Annotated in this window: 23 protein-coding genes and 1 tRNA gene; 17 read left to right on the top strand and 7 right to left on the bottom strand. The window is 48.0% G+C overall.

What is annotated here, in order from left to right; translation table 11 throughout:
• Position 1 precedes the first annotated feature (1 nt).
• From HMPREF9944_RS10745 to HMPREF9944_RS10735, 3 genes are all read right to left on the bottom strand, one after another.
• Positions 2-1,492, bottom strand: coding sequence for a THUMP domain-containing class I SAM-dependent RNA methyltransferase (locus HMPREF9944_RS10745; RefSeq protein WP_008566301.1), 1,491 nt, complete (start codon positions 1,490-1,492; stop codon positions 2-4).
• The gene (gene epsC, locus HMPREF9944_RS10740; RefSeq protein WP_008566299.1) at positions 1,476-2,417 is read right to left on the bottom strand and encodes a serine O-acetyltransferase EpsC; all 942 of its coding nucleotides are present in this window, start codon (positions 2,415-2,417) and stop codon (positions 1,476-1,478) included. Before epsC ends, HMPREF9944_RS10745 begins: the two co-directional genes overlap by 17 nt.
• A gap of 125 nt (positions 2,418-2,542) precedes the next feature.
• The gene (locus HMPREF9944_RS10735; protein WP_008566298.1) at positions 2,543-3,247 is read right to left on the bottom strand and encodes a DNA alkylation repair protein; all 705 of its coding nucleotides are present in this window, start codon (positions 3,245-3,247) and stop codon (positions 2,543-2,545) included.
• A 149-nt stretch (positions 3,248-3,396) separates the two neighbouring features.
• On the opposite strand from HMPREF9944_RS10735, the gene HMPREF9944_RS10730 reads away from it, so the two are divergent.
• The 9 genes from HMPREF9944_RS10730 to HMPREF9944_RS10690 all read left to right on the top strand — a co-directional run bounded on the left by HMPREF9944_RS10730 (position 3,397) and on the right by HMPREF9944_RS10690 (position 14,096).
• Positions 3,397-4,176, top strand: coding sequence for a GIN domain-containing protein (locus HMPREF9944_RS10730; RefSeq protein WP_008566297.1), 780 nt, complete (start codon positions 3,397-3,399; stop codon positions 4,174-4,176).
• A gap of 106 nt (positions 4,177-4,282) precedes the next feature.
• Positions 4,283-4,720, top strand: coding sequence for a GatB/YqeY domain-containing protein (locus HMPREF9944_RS10725; RefSeq protein WP_008566296.1), 438 nt, complete (start codon positions 4,283-4,285; stop codon positions 4,718-4,720).
• Positions 4,721-5,345: 625 nt separating this feature from the next.
• Positions 5,346-6,068 carry a sugar phosphate nucleotidyltransferase gene (locus HMPREF9944_RS10720; RefSeq protein WP_008566295.1) on the top strand — a complete coding sequence of 241 codons (723 nt, stop codon included), beginning with the start codon at positions 5,346-5,348 and terminating at the stop codon, positions 6,066-6,068.
• Entirely contained in the window at positions 6,065-6,868 is an 804-nt protein-coding gene (locus HMPREF9944_RS10715) for an ATP-grasp domain-containing protein (protein WP_008566294.1), read from the top strand. Before HMPREF9944_RS10720 ends, HMPREF9944_RS10715 begins: the two co-directional genes overlap by 4 nt.
• Positions 6,855-7,772 carry a CDP-alcohol phosphatidyltransferase family protein gene (locus tag HMPREF9944_RS10710; protein ID WP_008566293.1) on the top strand — a complete coding sequence of 306 codons (918 nt, stop codon included), beginning with the start codon at positions 6,855-6,857 and terminating at the stop codon, positions 7,770-7,772. Before HMPREF9944_RS10715 ends, HMPREF9944_RS10710 begins: the two co-directional genes overlap by 14 nt.
• A 41-nt stretch (positions 7,773-7,813) precedes the next feature.
• Positions 7,814-8,524: an HAD family hydrolase gene (locus HMPREF9944_RS10705; protein ID WP_008566292.1), complete on the top strand. Its 711-nt coding sequence runs from the start codon at positions 7,814-7,816 to the stop codon at positions 8,522-8,524.
• 17 nt (positions 8,525-8,541) lie between these two features.
• Positions 8,542-11,067 (top strand): DUF5686 family protein, encoded by a 2,526-nt coding sequence (locus tag HMPREF9944_RS10700; RefSeq protein WP_008566291.1) that lies wholly within the window; start codon positions 8,542-8,544, stop codon positions 11,065-11,067.
• Between the two features lie 112 nt (positions 11,068-11,179).
• A complete protein-coding gene (locus HMPREF9944_RS10695; RefSeq protein WP_008566290.1) occupies positions 11,180-11,818 on the top strand; it encodes a helix-turn-helix transcriptional regulator in 639 nt (212 codons plus the stop codon).
• A gap of 1,264 nt (positions 11,819-13,082) precedes the next feature.
• Positions 13,083-14,096, top strand: coding sequence for a LacI family DNA-binding transcriptional regulator (locus HMPREF9944_RS10690; protein ID WP_008566288.1), 1,014 nt, complete (start codon positions 13,083-13,085; stop codon positions 14,094-14,096).
• Positions 14,097-14,127: 31 nt separating this feature from the next.
• Here the strand turns inward: HMPREF9944_RS10690 and HMPREF9944_RS10685 are convergent, their stop codons facing one another.
• Positions 14,128-14,766 (bottom strand): DUF4230 domain-containing protein, encoded by a 639-nt coding sequence (locus HMPREF9944_RS10685; protein WP_008566287.1) that lies wholly within the window; start codon positions 14,764-14,766, stop codon positions 14,128-14,130.
• Positions 14,756-15,430: a DUF4230 domain-containing protein gene (locus tag HMPREF9944_RS10680; protein ID WP_044113665.1), complete on the bottom strand. Its 675-nt coding sequence runs from the start codon at positions 15,428-15,430 to the stop codon at positions 14,756-14,758. The genes HMPREF9944_RS10685 and HMPREF9944_RS10680 overlap by 11 nt, the downstream gene beginning before the upstream one ends.
• Positions 15,431-15,589: 159 nt before the next feature.
• Here HMPREF9944_RS10680 and HMPREF9944_RS10675 point away from each other — a divergent pair, with 159 nt between their 5' ends.
• Positions 15,590-16,147 carry a DUF4738 domain-containing protein gene (locus tag HMPREF9944_RS10675; RefSeq protein ID WP_044113664.1) on the top strand — a complete coding sequence of 186 codons (558 nt, stop codon included), beginning with the start codon at positions 15,590-15,592 and terminating at the stop codon, positions 16,145-16,147.
• Positions 16,148-16,322: 175 nt separating this feature from the next.
• Here HMPREF9944_RS10675 and HMPREF9944_RS10670 read toward each other — a convergent pair.
• Both HMPREF9944_RS10670 and HMPREF9944_RS10660 read right to left on the bottom strand, forming a co-directional pair.
• Positions 16,323-16,396, bottom strand: a tRNA-Thr gene (locus HMPREF9944_RS10670).
• A 190-nt stretch (positions 16,397-16,586) separates the two neighbouring features.
• Entirely contained in the window at positions 16,587-19,100 is a 2,514-nt protein-coding gene (locus HMPREF9944_RS10660; protein ID WP_008566284.1) for an endonuclease MutS2, read from the bottom strand.
• A 170-nt stretch (positions 19,101-19,270) separates the two neighbouring features.
• Here HMPREF9944_RS10660 and HMPREF9944_RS13040 point away from each other — a divergent pair, with 170 nt between their 5' ends.
• From HMPREF9944_RS13040 to HMPREF9944_RS10630, 7 genes are all read left to right on the top strand, one after another.
• Positions 19,271-19,462 (top strand): hypothetical protein, encoded by a 192-nt coding sequence (locus HMPREF9944_RS13040; protein ID WP_155814679.1) that lies wholly within the window; start codon positions 19,271-19,273, stop codon positions 19,460-19,462.
• 85 nt (positions 19,463-19,547) lie between these two features.
• Entirely contained in the window at positions 19,548-20,063 is a 516-nt protein-coding gene (locus tag HMPREF9944_RS10655; protein ID WP_019968320.1) for a DUF4199 domain-containing protein, read from the top strand.
• A 14-nt stretch (positions 20,064-20,077) separates the two neighbouring features.
• Positions 20,078-21,028, top strand: a complete 951-nt coding sequence (locus HMPREF9944_RS10650) for a glycosyltransferase family 2 protein (RefSeq protein WP_044113675.1) — start codon at positions 20,078-20,080, stop codon at positions 21,026-21,028.
• Positions 21,029-21,047: 19 nt separating this feature from the next.
• Positions 21,048-21,530: a DUF6452 family protein gene (locus tag HMPREF9944_RS10645; RefSeq protein WP_008566280.1), complete on the top strand. Its 483-nt coding sequence runs from the start codon at positions 21,048-21,050 to the stop codon at positions 21,528-21,530.
• On the top strand, positions 21,481-22,173 hold the full coding sequence (locus tag HMPREF9944_RS10640; protein ID WP_008566279.1) for a DUF6048 family protein: 693 nt from the start codon (positions 21,481-21,483) through the stop codon (positions 22,171-22,173). Before HMPREF9944_RS10645 ends, HMPREF9944_RS10640 begins: the two co-directional genes overlap by 50 nt.
• Positions 22,170-23,201 (top strand): FAD:protein FMN transferase, encoded by a 1,032-nt coding sequence (locus HMPREF9944_RS10635; protein WP_008566278.1) that lies wholly within the window; start codon positions 22,170-22,172, stop codon positions 23,199-23,201. The genes HMPREF9944_RS10640 and HMPREF9944_RS10635 overlap by 4 nt, the downstream gene beginning before the upstream one ends.
• A 6-nt stretch (positions 23,202-23,207) precedes the next feature.
• A complete protein-coding gene (locus HMPREF9944_RS10630) occupies positions 23,208-23,894 on the top strand; it encodes a Crp/Fnr family transcriptional regulator (protein WP_008566277.1) in 687 nt (228 codons plus the stop codon).
• The last annotated feature ends 2 nt before the right edge of the window (positions 23,895-23,896 follow it).

Here is a 23,896-nt window from a genome sequence, read left to right as displayed (position 1 = left end):
TTTAGTCCTCTTCGTCAAAATGACTTCTTTCTTGGTTAAAGTTGCTCCGCTTCATACCTTTGTCAAAGCACTTTCCACCCTTTCTTTTATCACGACTTCCAAAACGATTGTCACGTTTTCCACGCTGTTCGCTCCGCTCATTGCGGTCATCACGCCTTCTTGGATTACGCTTGCGATCCTCAAAACTTTCAAGTTCGTGCTTATGGAACGTGAAACTGCGTATGTCTCCCGCCTCATTATTGCTCTCTTCTTCAAGACGTTTCTTGAATTCGCGGTTCTTTTTGAAGCGGTGTTTCTGTGCCATTTCCCGCTTATCCTCGGCAGTTTTCACGATACCTCCCTCTGCACGGAATGCCTTCATCTTGCCTTCAAAGAGTGAATATTTGCGGAATTCGCATTCCAAACTACCGTTATAGACAGGTATCTTGAGGCTTGGTTTCAAGCCAATCTGGTCGAAACATTCTTCCCGATAGCTTAAAATCCATGCTTCATTTCCGCCGAATTCGTGCTTCAGACGCTCGCCAATCATTTTATAAGTGGCTAAGAGATTAGGCGTAGATATGCGTTCTCCATAGGGAGGATTCATGATAATGAGACTCTTTTCGGTCGGTTTTGTGAAGTCCTTGAAGTCCTTTTGCTCCACTGTTATTAGTTGTGTGAGCCCTGCCGCCTTTACATTCAGTCGTGCAGTGTTGACGGCTTTCATGTCAACATCATAGCCATAGATATGATGTTCGAACGCTTTTTCCTGCGAATCATCGTTGTAAATCTCGTCAAAGAGGCCTTGATCGAAGTCTGGCCACTTCTCAAATGCAAATGCTTTCCTGAATACTCCCGGACTGATATTGCGTGCAATGAGGGCCGCTTCGATGAGAATTGTGCCCGAACCACACATCGGATCGATGAAATCCGTATCGCCTTTCCAACCACTCATCAGTATCATTCCGGCGGCAAGTACCTCGTTCAGCGGTGCTTCCACGCTTTCTTGACGGTATCCTCTGCGGTGAAGACTCTCGCCACTTGAGTCTAAACTCAATGTAGCCTTATCCTCTGCGATATGTATATTCAGCCGAATATCGGGGTTACTTACGCTGATGTTCGGCCTTGTTCCAGTTGTTTCGCGGAACTGGTCTACAATAGCATCCTTCACTTTATAGGTGACAAAGCGCGAGTTTCTGAACTCTTCTGAGTAGACAACCGAGTCAACACTGAACGTTTTTCCTTTCATTATATATTGGCTCCAGTCTATTTTCTTCACCTCATCGTACATATCTTCGGCCGAACGGGCTTTGAAATGGGCAATCGGTTTGAGTATTCTTATGGCCGTATGCAGTTGGAAATTGGCACGGTACATTGTCTCTTTGTTACCCGTAAACGATACCATACGGCGTCCTATCTGTACATTGTTGGCACCCATTTGGGTGAGCTCCTGAGCCAAAACGGGCTCAAGTCCCATGAAAGTCTTGGCGATGAGTTCAAATTCCTGTTCCATTATTGTATTGAATGTCTAATGTATCTCTTTTTATTTTCTTGTATTTCTTCGTCTTGGGACGCATGTCTTCCATCACCCAAGTGTTTGCTCCGATGACACAACTCTTCCCAATAGTGATGCGACCCAATATGGTTGCGTTGGAATAAACAACGACATTGTCTTCTAAAATGGGGTGTCGTGGGATGCCTTTTATGGGATTTCCGTCCTTATCAAGAGGGAAACTCTTGGCTCCAAGCGTTACACCTTGATAGAGTTTCACGTGCTTTCCGATGACACAAGTGGCCCCAATGACGACGCCAGTTCCATGATCTATCGTGAAATATTCACCGATTTTGGCACCCGGATGAATGTCTATACCGGTCTCTGAATGGGCCATTTCAGTCATCATTCTTGGTATCAATGGCACCTGCATCTCATAGAGTTCATGGGCAATACGGTAGTTGCTGAGGGCCTTAATGACAGGATAACACGAAATGATTTCGGCAAAACTGTCGGCCGCAGGGTCTCCATTGTAGGCCGCTTCGACATCGGTTGCCAGCAATTTACGTATAATTGGCAACCTTGCAATCAGTTTAATGGATAGCGTTTCGGCCTGTTCCCGACGCATGACGAACTTATCATAGTCGGGTTCTTCGCACATATCGACGAAGCAAAGACCGGCCAATATCTGCTCGAACAGCATTTTTTGCAGGCGTTCCACATTGACACCGATATGGTATTTGATAGTTTTTGTGTTGACGGTTGACTTTCCGTAATAGCCCGGAAAGATGATAGCACGTGATAAATCAATGATTTCTTCGAGCGCTCTGCCCGAAGGTAACGGATATCCGTCACGATGATTGTGGCACAATCCCTTTAATGAAGAAGTCTCTGATAGTTCATTAACGGTTTGTGTCAGGACATGAGTCAGGTTGAAATTGCTCATCTCTTTAGTTGTCTCAATATGATAGTGCTGCAAAGGTAATAAAAAACCGAAGAAGTTAAAAGCTTAAACCGAACTTTTTAGGCTGCAATCGTGAAAAAGACAGCATATTTCTTCCGCAAATGTTCCTATCGTTTCATCAGACTTGCCCGTTCTTCGGGTGCGAACTTCTCAATAGCATAGCGAAGCATGGTGCGTGGCATGCCCTGCCGATGCCTGTCTACGTAGTCATAAAGGCGTTGTGGATTGCGCTTTCCTGCCTCGCGTAGCATCCAACCGCATGCTTTGTGCATCAAATCATGGGGATGTTGCATCATTATATCACAGAGGGCATACGTGTCTTCAAGTTGTCCTTTGCGGATAAAGGCAATGGTAGAAACGATGGCGATGCGATTGTCCCACAAGAGCTTGCTTTGAGCGAGGCGATAAAGCCTTTCGTGCGACTGGTCCAGCAGATATTCGCCGACAAGGGTAGGGCAGGAAAGGTCTACAAGGTCCCAGTTGTTGATGTGTTCAGTCATTGAAAGGTAGCAATCAAAGAGCTGTTTGCGCAGTTTCTCATCGGCTTTCCGACTCTTTTCCACCATCATCAGCAGTGCACAGAGCCTTACTTCGTGCCATTCCGACTCCATTAGCGGTTTGATTTCCTGCAAAGTGAGGTCTTTACGCTGCTTTGCCACGGCTCTGACATGGGGAACTGTGACGCCAAGGAACTTGTCTCCTTCGCCATATTCACCTTTTCCGGTCTTGAAAAAGCGAGGAAATATCTCACGTTTCTCGGCAGAAGAGCGCGCTTGAAGCTCTTTGGTGACGGTAGTTACAATCGTTTCCATATCGTTTTATCGGTCATTTGTCGTGCAAAGATACGTCTTTTTCTGCATATCCTTCGCTTTTATAGCTTTTCTTTCATATTGTCTTACATTGCAACTTTTCCTACAATATCAACGTCTAAACAGCATAACAACTAAAAAATGATATATTTATGAAACGTTTTTCTTTATTTTTACTCTCGGTTTTTGGCTTTATTTCTCTTTCTGCCTGCCATGTTAATAGTAGTGATGTGCGTGCCTTGACAGGCCGATCAAGTGGTCCGAGCGTCACACGTCTGCTCAATGCGAAGTATTTCTCAGAGATTGAGGCCGACATGGTTGGCAGCATTGTCTATACACAGTCCGATTCTTTGAGCATTCGTTTAGTCGGACCGAAGAGTGAAGTAGAGCGAATGCGTGTGAGTTTCATAGGCGAAGAGCTTCACATCACAATGGATAAAGGCATGAAAAGGGCATTCCCGTTCACCAAGCGCAGGGGAGTGGACGTCTATGTGAGTGGTCCTGATTTGGTAAAGATAGATATTGAAGGCGTAGTTGACTTCAAAGCCAAAAAGATTGATACGGATAGGCTCGAAGCCTCTGTCGATGGGGTGGGCGATATACAGATAGACAGCCTTATCTGCGACCATTTCAAAGGCTCGGTCGATGGAACAGGCGACCTTCGGGTGGGCTATTTGGAGGCTTTATCGGTTAATGCTTCACTCGACGGAACAGGAGATATCAAACTCACGATGGTCAAAGTGCCCAACGTAAAGCTGGAAATCGACGGCACAGGCGACATTCGTGCACACATGAAAGACTGCGGAACGGTTAAAACAATGGTTGATGGAACGGGCAATATCGAGCTGAAAGGCACGTGTAAACATTGGATTCGCTATAAGGATGACGACGATAAGCGGCCACAAGAGCGGTATAACGTGAACATCAAATAAGTCTTTTTCCGCAATCTTGGCGGTTTTGTATAGTGAAGTTTGTCGATTTTTTCCTATCTTTGCGCTTGTGAGCGATGAATTCCACATCAAATTAAAACATAATATAATGTATAACGAGGAAATCAACAAGATGATTATGACTTCAATGAAGTCGGGAGAGAAAGACAAAGCTGCCGTTTATCGACTGCTGAAGAGTGAGTTCTTGAAGTTCAGCACGGCTAAAGATGCCAAACCTTTGGACGATGTTGCCGAGATACAAATCATTCGTAAGATGGTGAAAGAGCGCAAAGAGTCTGAAAAGGTCTATGCCGATGCCGGTCGAACCGATCTTGCCGAGAACGAGAAGAAAGAATATCAGCTTCTTGAAGCCTTGCTCCCGGCTGCACCGAAAGCCGAAGAAATCGACGCTTTCATCGTTGCTACCTATCCAAACGGCATCGATCAGAAGTTGATGGGCAGTGCAATAAAAGCGGTGAAGGCCAAATGGAACGCTGCCGATGGCAAAACTGTTTCGGAATTGGTGCACAGACATATCGTGAAATAAGGCATATTCCAGCGCAATACGGCCATGACAAGTATGTAGGGACGCACGGTTCGTGCGTCCATTCAAGGTGAATGGCAAGCAAATACACGCGGTTATTGGAGGGGACGCACGGTTCGTGCGTCCCCTCATGCCGTATAATAATCAACCTGCCCACCCGTTTACTGCCCACTTGTTAACTGCAATGCGGGCGGACGCACGGTTCGTGCGTCCGTTCAAGGTGAATGGCAAGCAAATACACGCGGTTATTGGAGCGGACGCACGGGCCGTGCGTCCCTACATGCATTCGAGCAGGTCGCCCTCTCCTCTATTTTACGCATTAATCTGGCTTATGTGCGTCCCTACATGCATTCGTATTGATAATCAACGACTTGTACCTTGCATTTCAATCCCGGCCATTTCGCCGTGCAATCTCAGCTATTTTGCGCGGTAATCTCAGCCATTTTACCGCGTAATATGGCTGAGATTGAAATGTAATGGGATTGAAATCATTTTGTTCAAAAAGTGTATTGAAAAACCATTATGAAGTGGATTTTCATGGGATAAAACAAAAAACAAGTGAAAAGTTTTCTGCTTTTGATAGATAATGTGTAATTTTGCAGCATCTAAGTGCTATAAAATAGGACGTATGAATTATGCAATTATCGCGGCAGGTGAAGGCTCTCGGCTGGCACAAGAGGGGATTAGGGAACCGAAACCCTTGGTGAAAGTCTGTCATGAACATTTGATTGACCGCCTGATTCGTATTTTCATGGCCAATGAAGCCAACCGGATTTCGGTGATATGCAATGCTTTGACGTCAGAAGTATGCCGGCATTTGCAGGCTATAAAAACTGGGGGAATGGCGGGAAGTCCTGTTCCTTTGGACTTCATCGTGCAGACTACGCCGAGTTCTATGCACAGTTTTTATGAATTAAGTAAGGTCATGGAGCCCGGACCTTTCGTCATGACGACGGTCGATACCATTTTTATAGAAGACGAATTTGCCGACTATGTCCGCGCATTCAAGGCGCAGTTGGCAGCCGGTTTCGATGGATTGATGGGCGTAACCGATTTCGTTGACGACGAAAAACCGCTGTATGTGCGCACCGATGAGGCCATGAATGTGACGGGATTCTACGATGACGACCCCGGAAACCGATGCAGATTCATCTCTGGAGGCATCTATGGTTTGACCTCAAGCGCCTTTGATACGCTTCAAAATTGCATGGAACGGGGCGAAAGCCGCATGCGGAATTTCCAGCGAGGTCTTGTCTGTGACGGGCGAAAACTCAAGGCCTACCGGTTCTCAAAGGTCATGGATGTGGACCATGCTGCCGATATTCGGAAAGCAGAAGCATTTATACAATGAGGATATTAGCTGTAAAACGCGACGAAAAGCTCTCGCCGAATTCGGTAGAAAAAGACAGAATGATGTTGCAAGAGAGCGTCGATTGCCTTGGTGGTGCAGCTGCAATGATAGCCGAAATGCAGTTGACGGCCGATGAAAATGCCGATGTTTACGTGTCAATGGCACGGCTTCCGCAGACGCTGGAGCTGCTGAAAAGGAAAGAAGATGAGGGGAAAATCGTTGTCAATTCGGCCTATGGTGTAGCCCGATGTGAGCGAGGTTGGCTTAGCCGTGCACTGCAAGCGCAGGGCATTCCCGTTCCTCCTGCCGACGGAGACGACGGCTATTGGCTGAAAAGGGCCGACATGGCGGCACAGTGTAAAGGTGACGTTGTTTATTGTAAAAGCCGAAAGGATCTGGCTGAACAGCAGGCCACGTTTGCCATGCGAGGCGTAACCGATTGGGTGGTTCAGGCACATGTGCCCGGCGACTTGGTGAAATTCTACGCTGTCCGTGGTGGTTTTTTCAGGTATTATTACCCCGGCGACGATGGCATCTCCAAGTTCGGCGACGAAAAAATGAATGGTAAGGCACAGCATTATGCCTTCGATGAAGCGCAATTGCAGGCAGTGGCAGCGGCTGTTTCCATGCTTACGGGCGTGGAGGTCTATGGAGGTGATGCCATCATCACGGCCTCCGGGGCCTTTTATCTCATTGATTTCAACGATTGGCCCAGCTTCTCTCGCTGTCGGGAAGAGGCGGCCCGGGCCGTTGGTAAACTGATAATGGACAAAATAAACAAGAAATATGAGCAGATTTAATGCGTTGTTACAGGCCTCATTCAAGTCAAATGACACAGAAGAATGGCTTGATGTGCACTTCACCCGCCCCATAGGACTGGTGTTTGCACTGCTATGGAACAAGCTAAACATACACCCTAACGTCATCACAATACTGTCAATCTTCCTCGGAGCTGGGGCAGGTTGCATGTTTTACTATACGGATTTGACGCACAATCTCATAGGCGTGGGCTTGCTAATGCTGGCAAACTTCTGTGATTCTACCGACGGACAGATGGCCCGACTCACGGGAAAGAAGACGCTGATCGGCCGAATGCTCGACGGTTTTTCAGGCGATGTGTGGTTCCTCTTCATTTATGTTGCCATCGCCATGCGCCTTTATCATCAGCAAATACCCTGCACAGATGTAGCTTGGGGCATTGGAAGTTGGATTCTTTGCAGCGTTGCCGGCTTCCTTTGTCACTCTCCCCAAAGTTCCTTGGCCGACTATTATCGGCAGATACATCTCTTCTTTTTAAAGGGAAAAGACGGCAGTGAGCTCGACAGTTATCAGAAACAAGTAGACACACTCAAGGCACTTCCGAAGCAAGGAGCATTCTGGGAGCGCCTCTTCTACACGAATTATGCGAAGTATTGTCATAGTCAGGAGAAGCGGACGCCAGCTTTTCAGAGGTTCTTTATGAAGTGGAATGCAAGTCAAAAAGAGGAGACTCGTCTTCGTTTCCTTGAAGGTTCGCGCCCATTGATGAAATATACCAACCTGCTTACATTCAATTTGCGGGCCATAGTCTGCTATATCGCTTGCTTGACAGACCATGCCTGGCTCTATCCCTTGTTTGAAATCATCGTCATGAGCGCCATGTATGTTCACATGCACCGCACACATGAGCAGTTATGTGAGGAATTAAGCCGGGAGTTGGCATAGTTTTCGCCGTTCAGTATCACCCATTAAAAGAGCAAAAACGTATGATAAAAGGATATATTTTCGACTATGGCGGTACGCTGGATACCGCAGGTCAGCACTGGGGAAAGGTGCTTTGGCATGCCTATGAGCGTCAGCAAGTGCCCGTCGATGAGTCACATTTCCGTGAAGCCTACGTCTATGGAGAGCGCACTTTGGGCAGTATGCCCATCATAAAGCACGATTATACGTTTCGCAAAACGCTTGAAATCAAGTTGCGATTAGAGTTAGAATACCTCTGTAAACAGGGCATTTTGGATGCCGATGAAGCAACATTCAAGCAGCTTCATCAGGCCATCTTGGAAGATGTTTACGCCCAAGTTGTCGCCACGACCACGCACAGTCGCGAGGTATTGGAGCGATTATCAGAGCGTTATCCCATGGTTCTTGTGAGCAATTTTTATGGGAACATGGAAGTCGTTTTGAAAGAATTCGGACTCAATCACCTGTTTGGTGACGTTGTAGAAAGTGCCATTGTGGGTATCAGAAAGCCCGATTCAAGGATTTATAAGTTGGGAGTTGAACGCTTAAGATTGCTGCCCGAAGAGGTCATTGTCGTTGGCGATAGCTTCTATAAAGATATAGAACCGGCACGTAAAATAGGGTGCAAGACCGTTTGGTTCAAGGGAGAAGGGTGGACAACCCGGCAATATGACGAGCGTATTCCCGATGGAATCATCACGGATATTGCGCAGCTTTCATCAATAGTACTATAATATAGGTAAAAAGGTTTATGAGTTTCAGGAGATACATATCAGGTTTTTTATTGCTCGTGGCAGTATCTTTGTCGGCAACGGCACAGATAAGTGGTGTCGTAATCGATGCCCAGACCGGCGATACCATACGCTATCCGAGTGCAACTTACAAGGGACATCACATCGCAATGAGTGGAGATGCAGGCGGAAAGTTCTCTATTGAGCGTCACGATGGCTGGCTATTGACCATCAGTGCCGTGGGCTATCAGAGCAAGGATTACGCGATTCGGCCCGGTTCGGCAGCCTTTCTCAACGTCAAACTGAAGCCCGATACGCGGACATTGAAGGGCATTACCGTCAAGACAAAGCGCAATCGGTACAGCCGAAAGGACAATCCTGCGGTCGAATTGATGCGCCGTGTGATTGCAGCTAAGAAGAAAACAGACCTCAATAACCATGACTTCTATCAGTATAATAAGTATCAGAAGATTACAATGGCGGTCAATGACATTCAGCCGGTGGACATCGATAGCGGCTTTTTTGCCAAGAAACAGTGGCTCATCGACCAAATCGAGACCAGTCCCTACAACCATAAACTGATTCTTCCCCTGTCGGTTGACGAGACGGTTACGCAGCACCTGTATCGTAAAAGCCCCAAGACAGAGAAGGATATCATCATGGGTCAGCAGAGTACGGGCATCAACCAATTGTTCGAAACAGGCGATATTCTGAACACGGTTCTGAAAGATGTCTTTACAGATGTAGACCTTTACGACGACCAAGTACGTCTTCTTCGGTTCCCATTCACCAGCCCTATCGGTAAGGATGCCATAGCCTTCTATCGCTATTACATTGAAGACACGGTCTATGTGGACCGTGATCTTTGCTATCACCTGCAGTTCTTGCCCAACAATCAACAGGATTTCGGGTTTCGAGGTGACCTTTATATCCTCGCAGACTCAACGCTTCATTTGAAGCGTTGCGACCTTTCGATACCCAAACAAAGCGATGTCAACTTCGTAGAGAACCTGAAACTGACGCAGGAATACACCAAGTTGCCGAACGGCGAATGGGCTTTAAGCGTCGATGATATGGTGGTTGAGTTGAAAGTTGCTAACTTTTTGTCGAAGGCACTCGTTGTCCGTACGACTCGATTGAGCGATTATGCTTTCGATGAATTGCCCAAACAACTCTTTAAAGGCAAGGCCGCTACACGCCGGGAAGCCAATTCCATGATGCGTGATGAGGCCTTTTGGAATCGCTATCGCACTGTGGGACTCACCAAAAGTGAAAGCGAGATGGACGCATTCATACACAGAATAGAGCAGCTCAACGGCTTCAAATACGTCATATTCGGGGCAAAAGCCTTGATAGAAAACTTCGTTGAGACGGGCAATCTGAACCATCCCAGCAAGGTAGATATAGGACCTGTCAACACAATGTTGACGTCTAACTTCATCGATGGCCTGCGAACACGCGTCAGTGCACAGTCAACAGCCAACCTTGACAAGCATTGGTTCCTTGCCGGTTACTATGCGCATGGCTGGCGAAGTCACCGCAATTATTACAAAGGAGAGCTGACCTATTCGTTCAACCGCAAGGAGTATCTGCCGCGGGAGTTCCCGAAACGCACGCTGACGTTCACGTCTACGTATGACATCATGTCGCCTTCTGACAAGTTCATGCACACGGATAAGGATAATGTCTTCACAGCTTTCAAGTGGGCAAAGGTTGATAAAATGATGTTTTATAACCGACAACAACTGGCTTTCGAGTGGGAATCGGAGTGGGGACTACGCTCAATACTGGCCTTGAAGACCGAAAAAAACGAGGCGGCGGGAGCCTTGTCGTTCCCCGTGAGCTACTTGCGGACAACCGAATTGAGCCTGAAATTCCAACTTGCTCCGGGCAGAACGTACATCAATACCAAGCAACGTCGCATTCCGGTGAACCTTGATGCGCCCGTATTCAGCCTTGAACATACGACCGGAATGAGGCTCTTTGGAGGCGATTATCGCTATAATCTCACCGAAATTGGCATATACAAGCGTTTCTGGATGAACTCTTGGGGCAAGATAGATGCCCGTCTTAAGGCTGGTGCACAATGGGATAAGGTGCCTTATCCACTGCTCATTATGCCCGCAGCCAACCTGAGTTACATCGTACAGAAGGAGACTTTCAACATGATCAACAACATGGAGTTCCTCAACGACCGCTATGCAAGCCTCGATATGAGCTGGGATTTGAACGGGAAAATATTCAATCGCATTCCCTTGTTGAAGAAGTTGAAGTGGCGAGAGTACATTGGTGTGAAGACACTTTGGGGCAAGTTGACCGACAAAAACAACCCTATGCTGCCCGTAAATGCAGGAGATACGCAGCTGTGGGCATTCCCTGAAGGAAGCTATGTGATGGATCCGAAGCGCCCATATGTGGAATGGGTGGCCGGCATTCACAACATATTCAAAATCGTTCATGTGGAGTTTGTGCACCGATGCAACTACACTTCGTTGCCAACAGCAAAGAAAAACGGCATTCGTTTTATGCTCCGCATGACTTTCTGATGGTCGGTAAGCGTTGATAATCGGGCCTTTTAACGGCCGATGAGCAACTTTTTGGGTTTCTTTTTCCGCCTTATCATAATTTTATTTACTTTTGTATCGGAAAGGAAAAAACATGGAAATACTCTTAGCCGACAAGCAAGACATCACGCGGGCAGGCCTGATGTATGTCCTCGAAAGCTTTGATGGGGTCACGTTCAAGTGCATTGAGGATAAGGCCGAACTGCTCCTTGCATTGCAGAAAGACTGTAATCGCGTGGTTGTTTTGGACTACACGCTGTTCGATATCAATGACGCGGCCGAACTGATGATACTCTGTGAGCGCTTTGTTGCAACGCGTTGGCTGCTTTTCAGCGAGGATTTGAGTCTCGATTTCGTGCGACTTCTCATTGCAAGTTCGCCGCGTTTCAGCATTCTGCTCAAGGAAAGCGGTCTCAGAGAGATAAGAGAAGCCCTCGATTATGCCATTCATTGTCGACGTTTCATCTGTCAACGAATGACCGAAATGCTGCTCGTTCCTGCGCAATCCGAGCCGGAACACGTCAGACTGACACGCACCGAGGGCGAGATTTTGAAGGATATTGCCCTCGGAATGACCACGCGTGAGATAGCCGAAAAGCGTATTTCGAGTTTCCACACGGTGAACACGCATCGCAAGAACATCTTCCGAAAGCTCGGTGTCAACAACGTTCACGAGGTAACGAAGTATGCCTTGCGAGCCGGATTGATTGATTCCGCCGAATATTATATTTGATGTTTGGGTTCAATCCGGGGGATATAGGGTTCGTATGTCGGTCCCGTCGCACCTGTTTGTAGGCATTGTAAGAACAGAAAAGGGAAGAATAAGCAGCATGCAACCCAAAAACCGTATCGCGGTTTCATAGTTTATACTTGTCCTATGTACTGATTTTATTGATAAACCAAATGAAAACCACATCGCGGTTTCGTCTTTTAGAGGGCAGTGTTGGCGTATAACGCCAACACTGTCATGGGGCGAGCGATGCAAACGCAACGCCATCGGTGTTGCGTTTGAAGCCTCCTCCAACTGTTTGTAGGCTTATTCACCCTCCCTTTGGGAGGGAAGGGGTGGGCTTCACATCTTTTGGCGTTGCTTTCTTGTGCATTTCGTAGACAGGGTTACCTCACTACGTTCGGCAACCCTGCCCTGTAAACAACGAAACCCCGGTGGGGTTTGTTCGTTACGTACCATTCATTCTCTCCCCATTAAATACCCATTGAGGGATAATACCAGTTATTTCGGTTTTCAATATCACCCATATTGCGCGGTAAAATGGGCCATATTAGGCGGTAAAATGGCTGAGATTGAACGGTAAAATGGGTGAGATTAAAATGCAAGGGGCAAGTCGTTGATTATCAAATCAAATTATGTGGGGACGCACGGCCTGTGCATTTGCGATTTCATTCACATGGAGCGGACGCACGAACCGTGCGTCCCTACATGCCCGCATAAGCCGGATTGACGTGCAAAATGGAGGAGGAGGCGAGCTGCTCGAATGCATGTAGGGACGCACGGCTCGTGCGTCCGTTCCAATAACCGCGTGTATTTGCTTACCATTCACCTTGAGCGGACGCACGAACCGTGCGTCCCTACATTCCCGCATAAGCCGGATTAATGTGTAAGATGGAGGGGAGGGCGAGCCGATTGAATGCATGTAGGGACGCACGGCTCGTGCGTCCGCCCAACCAATCGTGTGCATTTACTTTTATTTCACTTTGCGTAGATGAACGAACCGTGCGTCCCTACGGCTCCATCTTGGCTAAAAAATGGGTTGAGATTGTCTCGCGACAATACCAACCCTAAGAGTTTTTTCAACTAATTTGATTATCAACAATCTTTTAGTGTAACATATTTATTTCGCAAATATAGTGTTTTTGTTCCATGATGTTAGTGTTTTAGTATAAAAATCTACGTAAACGTTTGCGTTTTTGCGCTAAATTTGTAATTTTGTAAGCTGAGAATAAGTTTGCAAGTAACTTTTGATTGTGTTTATTTTTGAATGAAGCAACGTAGAACTTCTTTGAAAGATTTGGCCGAAGAACTGGGTGTGAGCATCGCAACAGTGTCTCGTGCCCTGCGCAACAGCCATGAGGTGGGTGAGGAAATGAAGGCGAAAGTGAAGGTATTGGCCAAGCGATTGAACTACCGTCCCAATCCTTTTGCACAGAGTCTGCGCAAGAAAACGCCACGAGTGATAGGCGTTATCGTTCCCAATCTCGTCACCCATTACTATGCTTCTGTGCTTGATGGCATTGAAGATTATGCTTCATGCTTCGGTTATTCGGTCATCAGCAGCAACAGCCACGAGAGCCATGAGCGGGAAGAAAAGGCCGTTGAGAATTTCATCTCCATGCATGTGGACGGCATCATCGCCTGTCTTGCGCAGGATACCGTGGACTATGGGCATTATCTTCAGCTGCATGACATGGGCATCCCTGTGGTTTTCTTTGCCCGGACCTGTCTGCCCGACATGTTTTCGCAGGTGGTTGCCAACGGTGACGAGGCCGCACAAGAGGCCACTTCCCATCTTATCGGGGCGGGTTCGCGCCGCATTGCCTTCATTGGCGGCCCAAATCATCTTGATATGGTAAAGCGACGGAAGCACGGTTACCTTGAAGCACTGCGCGAACATCATTTGCCCATCGACAGAGAACTGGTGTGGTGCGGAAGAATTGACTTCGATGAGGCACGAAATGCCACGGTTCGGCTGCTTCAAAGCGAGAAACGGCCCGATGCAATCCTTGCTTTCAACGATATTCTCACGTATGCTGCCTTCGATGCCATCAAGACTTGCGGCCTATCTATACCCAATGACGTCGCTATCATTGGCTTTACCGATGGCGATTCTGCTGCTTTCGTCACGCCAAAGCTCACTGCCATCATGGATCAAGCCAACGAACAAGGGCGCAAAAGCTGCGAACTGCTGTTGCGTCATATCAAAGGCGACCAGCATATTTACAAGGAAATCGTACCGATGATACTGAAAATCAGGGAGAGTTCCGAGAAACATTAGCCACCGAAAGCGGCATAACGGCAAGATAGTCTTATCTCTCCGGTTGTGCGAAAGTGGCCTTTACGGCACCGAACCCCATGCTCCTCATCATGCTTTCCATTTGTAGACAGGCATTACGGCGGGCCGTTTGAATGTTGGCCGGCGTGATGCAACGTTGCATCATGAGCTTGTAAGCACGGTCGTAAAGGGCTTGTTTGTCGGCTTCGGTCCAACTCCCGCTCTCGTAAAAAGCTTTCGTTCGCGCCTCATCTATAAAATCTTTGTCAAGTAAACGAATGGGAGGGAGCATCAGGCGCAGCGTGTCTTTGTCCTGTTTGAGCCAACCCGGTTCGGCTTCGTGCAGGTTGAAGCCCAGCCTAAGCGTACCATAATAGATGCGAACCAGCCTACTGTCGCCGAAAAAACCATGTTTAATGGTGTCTACAAGTTCCTCGTCGGTAAGTTGAAGGAACTCCCATTCACCGATTTCCTCAATGGATTTGATGAGCGTGGGCGTGAGGTCGATGCGCTTGTTCTCCTCAATGTATAGGCTATTGCTTTTGCCTATCCAACGGAGAATGAGGCTTACGACGACCAAAAGCAGTATGACGGAGCCGAGCATCAGCGCGCCCTTGAGCGACAATTTGTTGATGATGGAGCGCAAAAAAGAGCATCGTTTGTTACTTTCCATGTTCGTTTGTTTTGTCAATCAGCGTAGGGATATCTCCGGATTGCAGGTTGTTTCTGAAACTGATTGTGATGTCTTTCTCGTTATATCCGGCTTGTCGGAGTAGGGGAATGAGAACTTTTGCGGCACCAAGTCGGGCATTTTCCAAGATATCCGTCTGCGAAATATCATGTATAATCTGTGCTCTGCCTTGCCGTTCGAAGTCGGAAAGCTCGGTATCAGTAAAGTCCGAGCGCATGAAGTTCACGAATTGCTTCACGTGGTTGTGGTCGATTTTCGTTGCGGTCATTGTGATTCGAGGGTCAGGTAGGGTGATTTCGATTTTGTTTCCCGTTCGTTTGACGTTCTTACTGCTGAAAGAACCGAAATCGATATATCCTTTTATGGTGGCATCCATGGGTATGGCAACCATGCGTTTACTCATCGGAATGTCGAGACTGAAAGCTTTATTGAAGAGCGATCCCTTGATGGTTTTCCGGTCATCATGGGTGATAATCTTATGAATTTTATATTCCACGGTGTAGAGGCGCGAGCACTTTTGAATCTCATTGACAAGCATTGGGATGGTGTCAAAGGCCTTTTGCGTCTGTTCTTCACGCTTCCCTTTGCAGCCGGATAGGCCAAAAACGAGGAGCAGAACCATGTAAAGCAAACCTATTCTTTTCATAAATAGCGTTGTTAGAATGCTGCAAAGGTAATAAAAAAAGTTATTCTGCATTGTTTTTCTGCTACTTTCGTTGTGTTGTCATTGCTTCTTGAAGAGACGAAAACTCGTGTTTTCCTTTGCTATCTGGCTCGTTTTTATTATTTTTGCATGACATAAACGATGAAAACGATGAAAAGATATTTCTGTTTTATGGTGGCCGTAATTGTTGTATCGGCCTTTACCGGGTGCAAAGACAAGAAGAACACGGGTGATATCATCACGAAAAGGCCGATGATAGTTGTCCATCGGCAAATCCAAAAGACGGGCAACTATAAGCAGAGTCGTAAGGTCAAGTGGCTTGGCGCAGCCTATACTGTTGAGATGACGCGCTCGGCCGACGCCTCATTACCTGTAATTGTCGATGGTGATACAAAGTATTATGACAACCGTATCACAATCCGTGTGCTGCGTTCTGACGGTAGCGCGTTCTTCAGCCGCACGTTCACAAAGGCCGATTTCAGGCCTTATATCGACAAGGCTTATGCAGACGGTGCCCTTGTGGGGACTGTTCTCGACCGTGCCGAGGGCGATAATCTATTGTTTGCTGCCAGTGTCGGTTCGCCGGACAAGATGAGCGACGAGTATGTTCCGTTGCTGATGAAGCTGTCGAGAACGGGAAAAATCACGATAACAAAAGATACACAGTTGGATACAGGCAGTACCGAAGATAGGGAGTAAAAGCCTCCCAAGCACCTACCTCAGCCCTTCAGAAAGAAAGGAGCACAAGCTTGTGGGCAATAAAATAAAGAGTAAAAAGATAAAGGCATGCTTTGCAAATAATGTATTCGCAAGGTGATTTATTTGTATTTTCCTACTTCCTCCTTTTAGAAGAGTTGGGGTGAAGTTTTTCTTGAGCCTCTTGTCGGATTCGAACCAACGACCCCGAGATTACAAATCACGTGCTCTGGCCAACTGAGCTAAAGAGGCGGGGTGGGCAAGCGGTCCTTATCGCGTCGCTACAACCAAGTACCCTTGCTACGTTCCCGTCCTGGGGGATTCCGAGGGAGCTGACCGTAAGGGACTTGCCCATGTTTGCTTTTGAAAGCGGTGCAAAAGTAGGGATTTTATTTGTAAAGGCAAAGAGAATGTTAGGTTATCTCTGTGCTTTTAACGTCTTTTAGAAATCTACGATGGTTATTCCCGCACCACCGAACTGCACGTGCTCATCGGCATAGTGCACGACGTTGGGTACCGTCGAGAGGTATTGCCGAATGAGCGTGCGTAGAATGCCGTTGCCCTTGCCATGCAGAATGCGCACGCGACTTATGCCCACAAGGATGGCATCGTCGATGAAATGTTGCACGGCCGTGAGTGCTTCGTCGCCGCGCATGCCGCGTACGTCGAGGTCTTGTCGGAAGTTCTTCTTGTGGTCGTCGATGGTGTCGCGTGTGGCACGGCTCACTTGGTAAGCCGTTTCTATTGGGTTGGCGTTGGGCGAAGAAGGAACAGCGGTTTCCAAGCGGTTCAACCGCATCTTTGAGCGCATGTCGCCAAAGATGACTGTGCACATATCGCCGTCGATGGCCTCGATGGTACCCGTGGACTTCAGGCCTCGGATACGCACGGTGTCGCCGACAGCCATCTTCTCGGTGGACAGGCGGGGCGTGACGGCAGCCTGCTGTGCAGCCTTTTCCTGCTTGCGCTTCTCCTTCCGTTGCTTGCGTTGCTGTATCTGCGCCAGCTTCTTCTCGAAATCATCGTCGCTCATCAGTCCATGGGCTTTATGGGCGACGGTTTGCTCTTCTTTCACGGTCTGTTTGAAGCTGCGCAGTTCTTCGCGTATTCGCTTCGTGGCCTCTTTCTCGGCTTGCTGTTCGCGAATCTCGCGAATGACGTTCTCTATGCGGCGGTTGCTCTCGCGAAGCAATTCCTCGGCATCGGCTTTGGCTTTGGCGACAATCGCGCGCCGTTGCTGCCGTAGGTCTTGTATTTCCTCTTCGTATCGGGCGATGGTCTTCTCCAGTTCCTTCTCACGTTGGTGAATGGATTGACGTTTGCCTTCCCAATAGCGTTTGTCGCGTACGATGTCCTGCAAGTATTTGTCGCTTTGGATATAGTCGCTGCCCACGATTTCCGAGGCTTCGGCAATGACGTCTTCGGGCAAGCCTATCTTCCGTGCAATCTCAATGGCAAACGAACTGCCGGGCCTGCCGATGGCCAGTTGGAAGAGCGCACGCATCTCGTGGCGGTCGTAGAGCATCGCACCGTTGGCCACCTCGGCGTGCGTGTCGGCAAAGTGTTTCAGGTTTTGGTAGTGGGTGGTGATGACGCCCCATACTCCCTTGCTGCAGAACTTATCCAACACGCTTTCGGCGATGGCACCTCCTATTTGTGGTTCGGTACCTGTGCCGAATTCGTCGATGAGAATCAACGTGCGGTCTGTGGCCTGTCGCATCATATGCTTCATATTGAGCAAATGGGAAGAATAAGTGGACAGGTCGTTCTCGAGGCTCTGCTCGTCGCCGATGTCAAGCATCAAATCGTTGAACAAGCCACAGGAGGAACGCTCGCTGACGGGAATGGGCAGACCGCATTGCAGCATGTATTGCAGCAGGGCCACCGTCTTCAGACATACGGATTTGCCACCGGCATTAGGCCCCGATATCACCAAGATGCGCTTCTCGTCGGTGAGCGTGATGCCCAGCGGGATAATCTTGTTGCCACGGGCCGTCAGTTGCAGTTCGAGTAAAGGATGGCGAGCTTCAATCCAGTCAATACAGGGCGAGGCTTTCACAACGGGCGAGACGGCACGCAGCCTTTTGCCCAGGCGCACCTTGGCTTGAATGAAATCGATGATGCCGAGGAAGTGCAGCGAGTCGAGTATCTCTGCCACATTCGGCCGCACATGCTGTGTAAGGGCCGTTAGAATGCGAATGACCTCCTGCCGTTCTTCGTTTTCAAGTTCACGAATATGATTGTTCGCCTCAACCACTTCCGTAGGTTCGACGAAAACGGTGTGCCCGGTCGCACTCTCGTCGTGCACGATGCCGTTGATGCGCCGCTTCAGTCCCGGTGCAATCGGAATGACGAGCCGCCCGTCGCGCACTGCCGGAGCAACGTCTTTCTCGACCAGCCCTTCGGTCTGTGCGGCCCGAAGAATGCCATGAAGTATGCGGGAGACGGAGCCTTCGGCGCGTGCCAGTTCGCGTCGCAGCCGCAGTAGCTCGGGCGAAGCTGTGTCGCGCATGTGGCCGTACTTGTCTATCACTTGGTCGATGCGTTGCACCAAGCCGGGAAAGACGGCAATACCGTCCGACAGCCGGAACAGTGCCCTGCCTGCCATCTGTGCCGGGTCGTCGGGGTGGAGCAGGCCTACTATCTTGTGGACGGTGTCGAGACTGCGGCGCAGGTCGAAGAACTCGCTCTCCTCCAAATGGGTGTTGGCAATGCGTGCACGGCTCACGCTCTCGCGTGCGTCGAAAATATTGTTCAGCGGGAAGTCGGGGTTCGCTTCCAGCAGCAGGCGCAGTTCGTTGGTCTGTGCATGAAGCTCGTTCACGGCTTCAATATCGCTCGAGAAGCACATGCCGTCGGCCTCGGTCTGCCCCAATGGCGAAAGGCACAAGTCGCGCAGCATGGTCCGGATTTCGGCGAACCCTGTCTTTGTTTCGAAATTATCGGGATATATCATAACTGCATTTTATCGGCTGCAAAGGTAATAAAATAATGTCAGCACGGCAAAATAAGTCCTCGCCTATTCGTCCGGTGGCTTGTATTTTCTCCCCTGCGAATGGCATGTTTTGCACTCAGCTGCTGGGCGTCGTTCTACCCAGCTGCTGGGTATGAGCCTACCCAGCGAATATGTCATCGTCTACCCAGCAGCTGGGTGCCGACCTACCCAACAGCTGGGTACGACGCTGCCCAGCAGTTGGGTATGAAAACCCGAAAACTGTGAGGTCGGGCCGTGTGGCAGAGAATGGTCGTGTCGTGGGCGGTAATCATGCCGTCGTGCCGCGGGGCTGTGCCGTGGTTTGGCATCGTAGAAAAAAGTAAAATAAGGCAAAAAGTAAAGGCGAGATGTAAGTATATGGTGGAAAAACGTTACCTTTGCATTGTTTATAAACATAAATTTCGGTTGATGATAGATTTTAATGCCATTACGCAGACGAAGGCATTTGCAAGACAAGACGGCGTGTTCTTGAGCATGTTGTGGATTGTCACCTTTGCCACGGTTGTTTATGCGCCTTCGTCAGATGTCGGCGGAATGCTCATGCTTTCCACCCCGTTCTTTGTGGCGTGGCGGATGATTCGGTTCCGCAACTATGCGCTCGAGGGCGTGATGAGCTATCGCAAGGCGCTGGTCTATTGCATTTACACGTTCTTCTATGCCTCGCTCCTGTTCGGTGTGGCCTTGTTCGTTTATTTTCGTTTCATCGACAATGGCAGGTTCTTGGGAATCATTAATACGATGGTTATCCAATTGACGCCTCTGTATAACCGGAGCGGCATCAGCACCGAAGAACTCACGGCTGCGCTTGGCCTGCTGTCGGAGCTTAAACCGTTGGAGATAGCTTTCGCATTTGCTGTTTATGGCACGCTGGTGGGCTGGGTATGCTCGGTCTTCATTGCCGCCTTCGCAAAACTCAAACGTTGATTTATTTTGGAATCATGGATATAACAGTTGTCATACCTCTGTATAACGAGGAAGAATCCCTGCCCGAACTGCACGCGTGGATCAAGCGTGTGATGGAGGAGCATAAGTTTAGTTATGAGATTGTCTTCATGAACGACGGCAGCACCGACCGCTCGTGGGACGTGATTGAAGACTTGGTGAAGAAAGACCCGAACGTGAGGGGCATCAAGTTTCGCCGTAATTATGGCAAGAGCCCTGCACTTTATTGTGGGTTTGCCGAGGCCGAAGGCGATGTCGTCATCACGATGGATGCCGATTTGCAGGACTCTCCCGACGAGATACCCGAATTGTATCGCATGATTATGGAGGAGGGTTACGATTTGGTCTCGGGATACAAGCAAAAGCGCTACGACCCCTTGTCGAAGACGTTGCCTACCAAGCTTTTCAATGCTACGGCACGCAAGATCAGCGGTATTCACAACCTGCACGACTTCAACTGCGGACTGAAAGCCTACAAGAAGGCCGTTGTGAAGAACATCGAAGTGTATGGCGAGATGCATCGCTATATCCCTTATCTGGCAAAGAATGCGGGCTTCGACAAGATCGGAGAGAAGGTCGTGCACCATCAGTCGCGCAAATATGGCAAGAGCAAGTTCGGACTGAACCGCTTCTTCAATGGTTATCTTGACTTGATTACACTGTGGTTCCTGAGCAATTTCGGTAAGAAGCCGATGCACGTGTTCGGTTTTCTGGGTAGCGTGATGTTCTTCATCGGCTTCGTCGCCGTTATCTGTATCGGTGCAGACAAGGCCTATGCTTTGCTCAACCATATCCCGCAGCGGCTCATCACCGACTCGCCTTATTTCTTCATCGCCTTAACGACGATGCTCCTTGGCAGTCAGTTCTTCTTGGCCGGCTTCCTTGGGGATTTGATCAGCCGACAGAGCCCGAACCGAAACGATTATCAAATAGAAAAGAAGATTTAATGTTTCTCTTTTATACAGAATGAAAAAAACGTATTTTACAGGCCTGTTGGCAATGGTTCTTATTGTCTTGGGTTGCTCTACGATAGACTGCCCACTCAATAATCGCGTCTATGCCAAATATAAATTGGCGGGCGAGGTGAAGACACTCAATAAGACATTGACAATAGCAGCCGATTTGGGCGATGGAAACGACTCGGTCATTATCAACAAGGCCGAGAAGACGGACAGCTTTGAACTTCCGATGAGCTACCGGCGGCCTATTGACACCTTTTATATTGAGATAAAGAGTGGCTCGCAGGTAAGCAAAGACACGTTGAAAGTGTCGAAGACCAATGAGCCGCATTTCGAGTCGGTAGATTGTAACCCTGTCTTCTTTCATCGTATAACTGACGTGAACTGCACCCGACATGCAATTGATTCTGTAATTATCAATCATCCAAATGTGACAAACAATGTTACAAAGAGCACATTCCTCATCTATTTCAAGAACACTGGTAATTAGTCTGCTGCTCGTGTTGCCACTGTCTGTTGGAGCACAGCAAAAGAAGAAGATGGTCGTTGCCGAACGAGACACGGTGCCTTTGTTCCGAGGAGTCGCCGTGTCGACAGACGTGGTAGGGCCGGCACAGTTGGTCTTTGGTGATTATGGACAATATCAGGCAGCATTGCGGGTAAACTTGAAAGACAAATGGTTCCCAATTATTGAATTGGGCTATGGGAAAGCTGATGCCAAGGATATTTCCACGAAGATGGCATACAAGACGAATACACCCTACGGAAGAATAGGTATGGATTGGAACCTGAGCAAGAACAAGCATGATATCTATCGTATCTATGGTGGATTGAGATATGCCTACACTTCTTTCAAATACGATGTGGACGGTCGTGACATTACAGATCCGATATGGGGGGATAAGATAGATATTGCTGCCCATCGTCAGAAAGCCGGTTATCATTGGTTGGAGTTTGCGTTCTCCATTGACGCCAAGATTTGGGGACCGTTGAGAATGGGTTGGAGTGTGCGTTACAAGCGGCGTCTCTATCATAGCCATGATGAAATCGGTGAACCGTGGTTTGTTCCCGGCTATGGCAGAAATGGTAATAGCCGACTTGGAGGCGAATATAATTTGATAGTGGAATTATGAGAAAAGGAAAGAAGACATACATCAAGGCCGCTTTCCTTGTCTTTCTGATCATAGGGACGGTCTTTGTTATCAAACAGCAACGGGATATGCCTTATCAGCATAATGAAGGTTTTATCTTTGGAACGGTCTATCATGCGACCTATCAGTATGACAAGGACTTGAACGAAGAGATTGTTGCCGAGTTGAATAAAGTTGATGCCACGTTCTCAATGTTCAATAAGCAATCGACCGTTTCGGCTTTTAATCGGGGCAAGAGAATAGAAGCCGACAGAATGTTCATGGAAGTGCTCACACTTTCGCAAACAATCAATAAAGAAACTGGCGGTGCTTTTGATATTACTGTGGCTCCTTTGGTCAATGCATGGGGATTTGGTTTCAAGCATCAACAGATGCCCACGCCACAACAAGTAGACAGTCTTCGCAAACTGATAGGTATGCATTATATTAATATAAATAATGTGGGGAAGAAGACAATAGTCTCTACCAACCATAAGAATCTCATGCTCGATTTCAGTGCGATAGCTAAGGGTTATGGGAGTGATATGGTAGCTAAGGTGATGCGTCGCCATGACATTAAAAACTACATGATAGAGATTGGCGGGGAGATTGTTACCAGTGGATTAAGCGAAAAGCGCTTGCCATGGAAGATTGGTGTAACAAAACCGAGTGATGACAGTCTCAATACCAACCAAGAACTCCAGACGGTTTTGAACGTGACGGATAAAGCCATGGCAACCAGTGGTAATTATCGAAACTTCTATTATAAAAAAGGAAAGAAGTTTGCCCATACCATTGACCCACGTACAGGGTATCCCGTGCAGCATAGTCTGCTATCCTCGACTGTATTGGCTAACAGCTGTGCAGAAGCCGATGGTTACGCTACAGCCTTCATGGTGCTGGGTGTTGAGAGAGCTAAGGCTGTATTAGCACAACATCCTGAACTGATGGCATACTTTATCTATGCAGACAAAGATGGGAAGATGAATGTTTGGTATTCATCTTCTTTAAAGAAGAAAGTGGAAAAATAAAGAGAAATGGGAAACGACCTACAACTTTATACGAAACTGTTAGGTCTGCCTTTGTTCCAAGGACTGGGCAAAGCAGACTTGGAGGAGGTCGTTGCCCATACGAAGTTCGGCTTTCATAAGATTGAAGCTGGCAAGGACATCGTGAGCGAGAACGATATTTGCAACAGACTGCATTTTCTTCTAAATGGGCAGATAGAGATCATTACGACTTCAGCTAGTCATGGTTATCAAATCAAAGAAGAACTTATAGCACCGGAGTTATTACAACCTGAGCGTCTGTTTGGATTGACACAGCGTTTTACAAAGACGTTCAAAACACTGACGGTTTGTAATGTCCTTTGCGTGGAAAAGGATGAAGTCATGCGACTCAGTGATGCGTATATGATTTTCAGGATTAATCTCCTGAATATGCTTTCCACTTATGCCCAAAAGAATGAACGAATGCTCCTCAGACGATATCCGGAAAGTCTCGAAGGGAGGGTTATACGTTTCATTGCAGATCGTTGTCTGCGTCCGGCAGGGAAAAAGACTGTCAAAATCAAGATGAGGCAATTGGCCTTGGAACTTAACGACAGTCGCTTAGACATATCCAAGGCCTTGAACCATCTTGAAGAAAATGGTGTCGTGGCTCTCAGGCGTAACTATATCGACATAGAGAGATTAGAGGCGGCACTACAATATATCCAACAATAAAT

This window comes from Segatella maculosa OT 289, from assembly GCF_000243015.1.
GTDB lineage: Bacteria > Bacteroidota > Bacteroidia > Bacteroidales > Bacteroidaceae > Prevotella > Prevotella maculosa.
This window is presented reverse-complemented; position numbering and strand designations above follow the sequence as displayed.